Source organism: Candidatus Igneacidithiobacillus taiwanensis, from assembly GCF_031962545.1.
GTDB lineage: Bacteria > Pseudomonadota > Gammaproteobacteria > Acidithiobacillales > Acidithiobacillaceae > Igneacidithiobacillus > Igneacidithiobacillus taiwanensis.
The window spans coordinates 1-7,514 of the sequence record NZ_JAVRKK010000107.1 but is presented as its reverse complement, the minus strand read 5'-3'; the positions used below and the strand labels follow the sequence as shown (position 1 = coordinate 7,514).

The following is a 7,514-nucleotide window of genomic DNA, read 5'->3' as shown; positions in this document are numbered from 1 at the left end:
GGCCATTATGGCTGTGCTGTTGATTGGGCAGGCACTGCAACCGTTGATGGGCAGGATAGCCGATCAATGAGGCGGCCACGCGATGCTTTTGTGGGGGCTAACGAGAACCAATGTCGGTGCTTCCCTGATTGGCTGGATTTCCCATCTCTGGTCACTGATTCTGGTACTCTTTTGATTGGATTGCCCAACCAAGCCATGGCAGCCGCACGGGTCCTGACACGCCTTCGCCCTGTTACGAAAAATAGCCATCAACCTGGTTCGCCGATATGAGAAATCCAAGGCGCGCCTCAAAGGACGCCAGAAAATGGTGGCCTGGGATAACCGCTACATGGAGCAAGTCCTCACCGGAAGTTTTCATGAGTAAGCCCTGAGAGACTATCAACCTCTTGTTCTTTCGGGAGCCAACTGTCTGGACATCATCGGCCGGGCTAGCGAGATCAAGTCTTGCCATGCCTGCTTATCAACATAACTATATGATTTATAATAAACAGAGTGGCTGAGTTTTTCATGCGTAAGCCCTGGTGGTTTGGTGGGCTACTGTGTGTTGCACTTTAAACCTGAAACCGCCCATCGCAGTGCGGCTTGCTGTATCTTAAAATTTTTTATGCGTAAGCCCTACTGGTGCAACAGATTAAATTGCGTATCTTACCGCTGCGCCCGGTAGTGAGCAGATGCGTGCAGATGTTGCAATGTGTGGCGTGCAGCACGCTGCAACACCTTAATCCACGCGCATGACCGCGCCAAAGTCGGCGGCGCGGGCGTTGTACAGGCTGGAGGTGACGAGCACGTCCACCCCGCTGGCAGCAAATTGCGCGGCGCTGTCGGGGCGGATGCCGCCCGCGGCGTTGATGACGAGCCGCGGCTGCATCGCGCGCAGCTGCGGCACCAGTTCGGCAAGCTCTTGCGGAGACATTTTGTCCAGCTGCACGCCGTCGGCCCCGGCGCGGGCAGCCGCCAGCGCATCTTGCGCGTCTTCGGCTTCGATGAGCACGAATTTTTCCGGGCTATGCGCCTTGGCGCGCGCCACCAGCTGCTCTACATCCAGTCCGGGTAGAAACGCGCGGTGCTGGGCGAAGACCAAAATAGTTTCCGACAGCCCGGCGCGGTGCACCATGCCGCCGCCGCATAGCACGGCGTAATGCTGCAGCTTGCGCGCGCCCGGGTGGGCCTTGCGCGTGCCCGCCACCTGCACCCGCGGGTTGCCCGCGCGCGCGGCGTCGACCATCTGCCGGGTGGCGCTGGCGATGCCGCCGAGGTATTCGAGCAGGTTCATCCCCTGCTTCCACGCCAGGTGCAGCGCGTGCGCGCCGCCGTGCAGCCGCAGCACGGCTTGACCGGGCGCAAGCAGGTCGCCATCGGCGGCCAGCGGTTCGGCACGCAGCCCCAGCGCCTGCGCCAGACGCTGCAAGGGCGCTATGCCGGCGAGCACACCGTGTTGGCGCGCGGTGTAGGTCAGGCTGCCCGGCGCGTCGGGCAGGCCGAGCGCGCGCGTGGTTTCGTCGTGCAGCGGCACGTCTTCGAGGATGAGCTGATCGATTTCAGCCTGGCTGAAGTACATCATGTTTGGCAAGCTCCTTGGTTTGTAACAGGCGCCCACTGCTGCTCGGACGGGAGGCCCTGCGAGCAGTTATGGCAGAATTCAATCCTATAAGACGTCGATGCTAATTCCGTTGCGCAAGAACGCGACGACCACGCCGGCAATACGCGCGGCGATCTAACAAGTCTCGGGTAGCGAAGATGAACAGGCAGCAATTTCTCCCTCACCTACTCTGGAAATCAGTACGCTATCATCCAAGACCTGAAACTTACGCATGAACGTTTTCGATGAGCACTTGCTCCGCATCTTTTTCCTGCGTAAGCCCTGCCTCATGCCCAGGCCTTGCGGATCTGCCGAAGTACCAGCAAAAAAGCCGGAATTCCCAGGAGTTCGGCGAATACCCCCACCGGTACGTCCATTGCAAAGAGATTGCGGGCCAAGGCGCCCGCCAAAAGAAGATAGGCGGCGCCGAGGATAGCGCTGCCCAAGAGGAGCCGGCGATTGCCCGGCCCGAGCAGGAGACGAGCTAAATGGGGAACGATCAGTCCTATCCAACCGATCATGCCGGCCATCATCACGGCCATGGCACTGAGCAGGGTGGCGACGAAGATCACCGTAAGCCTGGTCCTGCGGACCGGTAGACCTAGGCTATGGGCCTCCTCATCGCCCAAACTGAGGGCGTCCAGGTGCGGACCGTAGAGGAACAGCAGACAGATCCCCAGCACCACAGGGAGCGCGAAATAGCCGATCTGGCTCATGGGAACATTGGAAAGGCTACCCATGAGCCAGAAGACGATACCGGGCAATTGCTGATACGGGTCTGCAGCGTATTTCACCAGGGATAGTAAAGCGGTGAAGAGGGCGCCGGCCAGGATGCCACCCATGACGAGCATCAGGGTGGGCTGGCCCGGAAAGTGCCGCGCTATCCCGTAGGCCATGGCAACGGCTGCCAGACCGAAGAGCAAAGCGGCAATTTGGATCGTCCACCAGGGTCCCCCGAGGATGATTCCCAGGGCGCCCCCGAAGGCCGCCCCGCCCATGACCCCGAGGATGTCCGGTGCCGCCAGAGGGTTACGAAAGACCGCCTGGAAAACTGCGCCGCTGCAGGCGAGGGCCGCGCCTACGAGCACGGCGACCAAGAGCCGCGGCAAACGGATCTCGAAGAGAAGCAGATGGATCTGGATCACCTTCTCGGTCGACAGCTGCGCGTCACCCCATAGCCAGTGCCAGAATTCTAGCCATGTTAAGGGGTAGTGCCCCCAGAACAGATTCACGAGAACCATGGCGCACAAAAGGACAAAAAGCAGCGGGATGCCCGCCAGTCGCCTCATCGTGGTGGACGGGAGAAATGGCTGCAAAACGATCATCGTCATGGTTGCCAGATCGCCTTGGCTTGCGATGCAGTTATATCGATATGCAGAAAGGTCTTGAAAAACGCGGGTACTTCCTGATTCAAATCGATTTTGGACTGTTGTGGGTAAAGTACATGCGCCAGCCACAAAGCACCCAAGCCCTGCATCAGAGAGGGCGGCCGGTCCATCCAGTTGAAAGGCTCCCGGGGGATAAGATAGACCCGATGCGTTTTCACTGCTTGCAGGCCTTGCCAGGCGGAGAGATGGTAAATGCGCCGGTAAAACACTGGATCCTGGACCAGAATGACATCGGGATTCCAGGCCAGCACCTGCCCCATACTCACCTGCTCCATGCCCTTCAAGGTCGTTGCTTTACCGGTAAACACGTTGACGCCGCCTGCGGCACGAATCACCTGCGTATGGGGGGAATCGGCCGAATCGGTCATCAGACCGTCCACTCCTTCGGCATAATATACGGTCCGGCGCTGGGCTTGGGGGATATTCGACCGGATCTGACGAAGTCGATCCAGAATTTTCTGAAAGGCGGCAGCCAGTTGCTCGCCACGATCGGTTTCCCCTAATCGCTCCCCGAGCAGCCGAAATGCGGCAGGATAATCGTTGAGATCCTTCAGGTTGACAGCCAGCGTGGGCACACCGATGCGGTGGAGTTCATCGCCCAGATGGGCACTATCCAGATAAGGTGCCCACAGCAAAGCGAGCTTCGGGTGAATGGCGAGGATACGCTCCAGCTCCAGTTTGTCGCCCGGATCCCAGCCACCCAGAACCGGTAAGTTCCGCGTGCTGGGTAGGAGGTATCGAGCGCTTGTGCTCATACCCAGGCCAGCCATTTTGTTCAGGGGGAAATTCCACCCTGCCAGCAAGTTCGGGTCGAGGCTGTAGACCAGCACGGTTAAGGGCGGTGCGGTGCTATACACGCTATGGGGTGGGAGTTCCGTTGGCGCCGTGGCAGACCAGGCGGGTAGTGCCGGAAGAAGCGTGGCGATCAACAGGCCGATCCGCAAACGCCACTGGCGTACGAGGGTGGTGCGCATGATTTCTCTCCAATCGATCATTCAGGAAGTTACGGAAGGGGTTTGGTCAGTAGCCGAAGAAAAGCCTGCCTGCCGCAAGAGTTCCTGCGCTGGTGCGGTCTGTAGATAGGCCAGGAAAGCACGGGCCAAATCGAGGTGAGCGCTGTTTCTGGCAACGGCAACGGGATAATGCATGGAGACTTCCACAGGGACATCCAGGATGTGGATCCGATCAGCCGCTCCGCTGGCAGTAGAGGCAAAGATGAATGCCACATCGGCCCTACCCTCCAGGACGGCCTTTAATGGCTGGATGCCATCGGAATATTGCTGCAGGCGTGGTTCCAGATCACGCCACAGCCCGGCGTTCTCCAATGCCATGCGGCCGTAACGGCCGGGAGGAACGGATCCAGGGTCACCGATGGCGATTCGCGCAAAGCGCGGTTCGCTTAACTCTCCCAGACGCTCCGGATAACTCCCACTGCGCAGACCGACGAGTACCAAACGATTGCGCGCGTAGTTGACCGCCCCGTCGGCGTATGCCAATCCCTGCGCGACGGCCTTGGCGAGCATGGCTTCGGAGGAGGGTGCAAAAACATCCACTGCCGCCCCTGCCGCCATTTTTTCCATGAGGGCACCGCAAAAGCCATAGGTCGGCTGGACGATGACGTCGGGGCGAGAAGCGGTGAAATCCCGGATGATGCCTTGAAAGGGCTCGGCCAGGGTCAGGGAGGCAAAGATGTGAATGGTTCGATTCATAAAGGGCTCCTTGGTAAAAATCGATAATCAGGACTTGGCGCTGATTTGCGCAAAGGCGTTGCCGGATCCGCCAATCGAACAGGCAGCCCCTTCCCGTGCATCAAGCCTTTCTCCGCTGCGTGGATAGGGAGAATTCCTTGCTCCCCTGGTGGCTCTCCTTACAGACCGGCAGGATGGCGCGGCGCCCGTCAGCCGTCTCGACGAATTCCGTCTCCACCCCATACAGGGCCTGCAAGTGCCCAGGGCAGAGAACATTGTCAGGAGCTCCTTCGGCCAGGATCCGGCCATCCTTTAAGAGAAGGACCCGGCTGGCGGCGGCCAATGCGTGTTCGGGATAATGGGTGCTCTGCAAAATGGCGTAGCCGCTGCGGGCCAGATCCCGTACCTGCACCATGAGGCGGTGCTGGTTCCCGTAATCCAGGCCGGTGACCGGCTCATCCAGGATCAGGATGGGGGCCTCCTGGGCCAATGCCCGGGCGATCAATACCAGTTGCCGCTGGCCGCCGCTCAGTTCTGTATAGGGACGATCGGCAAGATCCAGGATACCCAGGCGTTCCAAGGAGCCTTCCGCGCGCGCCCGGTCCTTGGGACTGGCGCGGCCGAGGAGCGATTGGTGGGGAATGCGCCCCATGAGGACCATGTCTAGCACGCGAAAGGGAAAAGCGGTGCCGTGATCCTGGGGCACATAGGCGATCCGCCGCGCCCGTTCCTTGGCCGAAAGACCCTGCAGCGGCTCTGCGCCGAGCCGGATCTGGCCGCGCAGCGGGCGATAAATCCCCAACAGCAGTCGGATCAAAGTGCTCTTACCGCTGCCATTAGCTCCGAGCAGAGCCACCGATTCACCAGCTGCCAGCGTCAGCGAAACGTCTTCCAAAACCATGCGATTGCCATAAGCGTAGGCAAGTCGAGAGGCACTCAGCATCACTCTTCGGCATCCTGTAAACGAAAGCGAATGGGGATTTCCACCCACATGGCCGTGGACTGACCATCGCGGGTGCCTGGAGTGAATCGCCATTGGCGTACGGCATTTACCGCCGCGCGATCCAATGCGTCAAATCCGGAACTTTTAGCCACCAAAATGTCCTGGACATGCCCATCAGAACCCACGAGAACACGCAGAAGCACGGTACCCTGCTCCCCTGCCCAGCGGGCGGAGTCGGGATACTGCGGGGATGGGTTGTCGGCATATGCGGGGATCCTGGGCCGTACCTCCGCTGCCGACTCCACCGGGTCGGTTGGGGCGGCCGGGATCGGAACCGCGGCTGGAGCGTGGTCGGCGTTGAGTGATCTCGCAGGGTAATGCTCGGCGCGGGCGGATGGTATGGTCAAGGTACTGTTAGAAGAAGGAAGTGGCGCCGCAGGAATTTGCGTTTTCACGGGTAGAGATGAAGGCCGCTGCTGGTGGATCTCCCTGGGCGTTGACGGCTCGGACTGCGGCCCCTTGGATGGGAGGGTATGCGGGCTCATAGCGCGCGCTGGACGCGGATGCATCTGCGGCTGAAGCTTCTTGGATGGGAAGGAAGGAGGGGTAGGAATCGGTGCAACCTGTTGGGCAGGCCGGCGTTGAGGCCAAGGAACGAGCTGCACCGCAATGGGCGGTTTGGCTTCGGTCCGATGCGGTTGCATGGGGCGCAGCCAAGCCGCCAGTATTGATAGGAGAATCGCTTCGCCAAGCAAAGCCAAGAAGAAAATCAGGGCTCGGGATGGCGGCTCCATCCGGACTGTAAGATGCGCGGTGCTCACGGATGGTTATCCTGGGTAGCAATGCCTATTTGACTGATGCCAGCCTGGCGGCAGGTATCCATTACCGCCACCAACTGCTGCAGAGTCACTTCCTTGGTCCCCGCCAAAATGATCTGGCTGTGCGTCGGATCGTTCTTGGCTAACTGTTGCTCCAGTTGTTCCCGGGTAAGCGTTCTGCCTTGAAATTGCAGGCGGCCATCGTGGTACAACTCCACCACCAAAGGAGTTTTGGGCAAGGTTTTGGCCGAGTTGCTGGCAGGAAGACGGGTGGCGATGCCGCTGGCGGGAATCATCCGCAGGGTGATCATGATGAAAAACACCAGCAGAAAAAGCATGATGTCAATCATCGGAATAATTTCGATGCGCCCCTTGCGGGTCTCGAAGTAACGCATCCTATCTCCCTTGCGCCTGTCGGCGCGCCGGCATTGGCTGCGGCGCATCCCGCAACAATCCGCCGTGAGGATGGTAAAGACGATTCAGGGTTGCGACCTTGATGGTCTCCATCTGGTGCAGTACCAGACGCACCCTTTGGTTTAATGCGTTGAAGAAGACCAAGCCGAGTATGGCGATGAGCAGACCGGCCGCTGTCGCCACCAGCGCCTCGGCCACCTGGCCGGTAATGGCCTCGGGGGCACCGTTATTGCCCAGAAGCTGGAAGGTGTGGAACATGCCGATGATGGTACCCAGGAGGCCAAGTAGGGGGGCCACGGTGACGGCCGTATCCAAGATCCACAAACCGCGGTCCAGAGCGGCAGCCTGCCGGAGCATGGCCTCCTCGGCAAAGGCATCGCCGCTCTCGCCGTCCTGAGAGGCAAGGCAGGCGGCCAGAACGGCCTGCTGCGGACCGACCGGGGCCGCGTTCAGGATCTGCAGCAGATTTTCTCGCTGGGGATCAGCGCGGGCGAGGTCGTCATCCAGGCGCTGCCCCCGATGCAACAGGACGGCCAGCGCCCAGCTCCGCTCGATGGCTACGGCCAACACCACCAGCATCAGCAACGGCATGACAGTCAAAATCCCGCCCGAAAGCGCCGCCAGATGAATCCAGTAGTCCATATCCCCGCCCTAGAAACTCAGCTGTACCGTACCCGCCACGGT

The 7,514-nt window shown here is 60.2% G+C and carries 8 protein-coding genes; all 8 read right to left on the bottom strand.

The annotated features are described in order from the left end of the window. Positions 1 to 718: 718 nt before the first annotated feature. The 8 genes from modD to RTI30_RS11110 all read right to left on the bottom strand — a co-directional run bounded on the left by modD (position 719) and on the right by RTI30_RS11110 (position 7,472). On the bottom strand, positions 719 to 1,561 hold the full coding sequence (gene modD, locus RTI30_RS11145) for a ModD protein (protein ID WP_312283774.1): 843 nt from the start codon (positions 1,559 to 1,561) through the stop codon (positions 719 to 721). A gap of 305 nt (positions 1,562 to 1,866) precedes the next feature. Then, positions 1,867 to 2,910, bottom strand: coding sequence for an iron ABC transporter permease (locus RTI30_RS11140; RefSeq protein ID WP_312283773.1), 1,044 nt, complete (start codon positions 2,908 to 2,910; stop codon positions 1,867 to 1,869). Next, a complete protein-coding gene (locus tag RTI30_RS11135; RefSeq protein WP_312283772.1) occupies positions 2,907 to 3,941 on the bottom strand; it encodes an ABC transporter substrate-binding protein in 1,035 nt (344 codons plus the stop codon). Before RTI30_RS11135 ends, RTI30_RS11140 begins: the two co-directional genes overlap by 4 nt. 21 nt (positions 3,942 to 3,962) lie before the next feature. After that, on the bottom strand, positions 3,963 to 4,676 hold the full coding sequence (gene modA, locus RTI30_RS11130; protein WP_312283771.1) for a molybdate ABC transporter substrate-binding protein: 714 nt from the start codon (positions 4,674 to 4,676) through the stop codon (positions 3,963 to 3,965). Positions 4,677 to 4,776: 100 nt separating this feature from the next. Then, positions 4,777 to 5,598 carry an ABC transporter ATP-binding protein gene (locus RTI30_RS11125; protein WP_312283770.1) on the bottom strand — a complete coding sequence of 274 codons (822 nt, stop codon included), beginning with the start codon at positions 5,596 to 5,598 and terminating at the stop codon, positions 4,777 to 4,779. Then, positions 5,598 to 6,005 (bottom strand): energy transducer TonB, encoded by a 408-nt coding sequence (locus tag RTI30_RS11120; protein ID WP_312283769.1) that lies wholly within the window; start codon positions 6,003 to 6,005, stop codon positions 5,598 to 5,600. Before RTI30_RS11120 ends, RTI30_RS11125 begins: the two co-directional genes overlap by 1 nt. Positions 6,006 to 6,415: 410 nt before the next feature. Further along, entirely contained in the window at positions 6,416 to 6,811 is a 396-nt protein-coding gene (locus RTI30_RS11115) for a biopolymer transporter ExbD (protein ID WP_312283768.1), read from the bottom strand. A gap of 1 nt (position 6,812) precedes the next feature. Then, the gene (locus RTI30_RS11110; protein ID WP_312283767.1) at positions 6,813 to 7,472 is read right to left on the bottom strand and encodes a MotA/TolQ/ExbB proton channel family protein; all 660 of its coding nucleotides are present in this window, start codon (positions 7,470 to 7,472) and stop codon (positions 6,813 to 6,815) included. Between the last annotated feature and the right edge of the window lie 42 nt (positions 7,473 to 7,514).

What these genes read in the sequence shown, in the direction of transcription:
- modD (WP_312283774.1), bottom strand. Translation starts at nt 1,561, where the DNA reads ATGATGTACTTCAGCCAGGCTGAAATCGATCAGCTCATCCTCGAAGAC.
- RTI30_RS11140 (WP_312283773.1), bottom strand. Translation starts at nt 2,910, where the DNA reads ATGACGATGATCGTTTTGCAGCCATTTCTCCCGTCCACCACGATGAGG.
- RTI30_RS11135 (WP_312283772.1), bottom strand. Translation starts at nt 3,941, where the DNA reads ATGCGCACCACCCTCGTACGCCAGTGGCGTTTGCGGATCGGCCTGTTG.
- modA (WP_312283771.1), bottom strand. Translation starts at nt 4,676, where the DNA reads ATGAATCGAACCATTCACATCTTTGCCTCCCTGACCCTGGCCGAGCCC.
- RTI30_RS11125 (WP_312283770.1), bottom strand. Translation starts at nt 5,598, where the DNA reads ATGCTGAGTGCCTCTCGACTTGCCTACGCTTATGGCAATCGCATGGTT.
- RTI30_RS11115 (WP_312283768.1), bottom strand. Translation starts at nt 6,811, where the DNA reads ATGCGTTACTTCGAGACCCGCAAGGGGCGCATCGAAATTATTCCGATG.
- RTI30_RS11110 (WP_312283767.1), bottom strand. Translation starts at nt 7,472, where the DNA reads ATGGACTACTGGATTCATCTGGCGGCGCTTTCGGGCGGGATTTTGACT.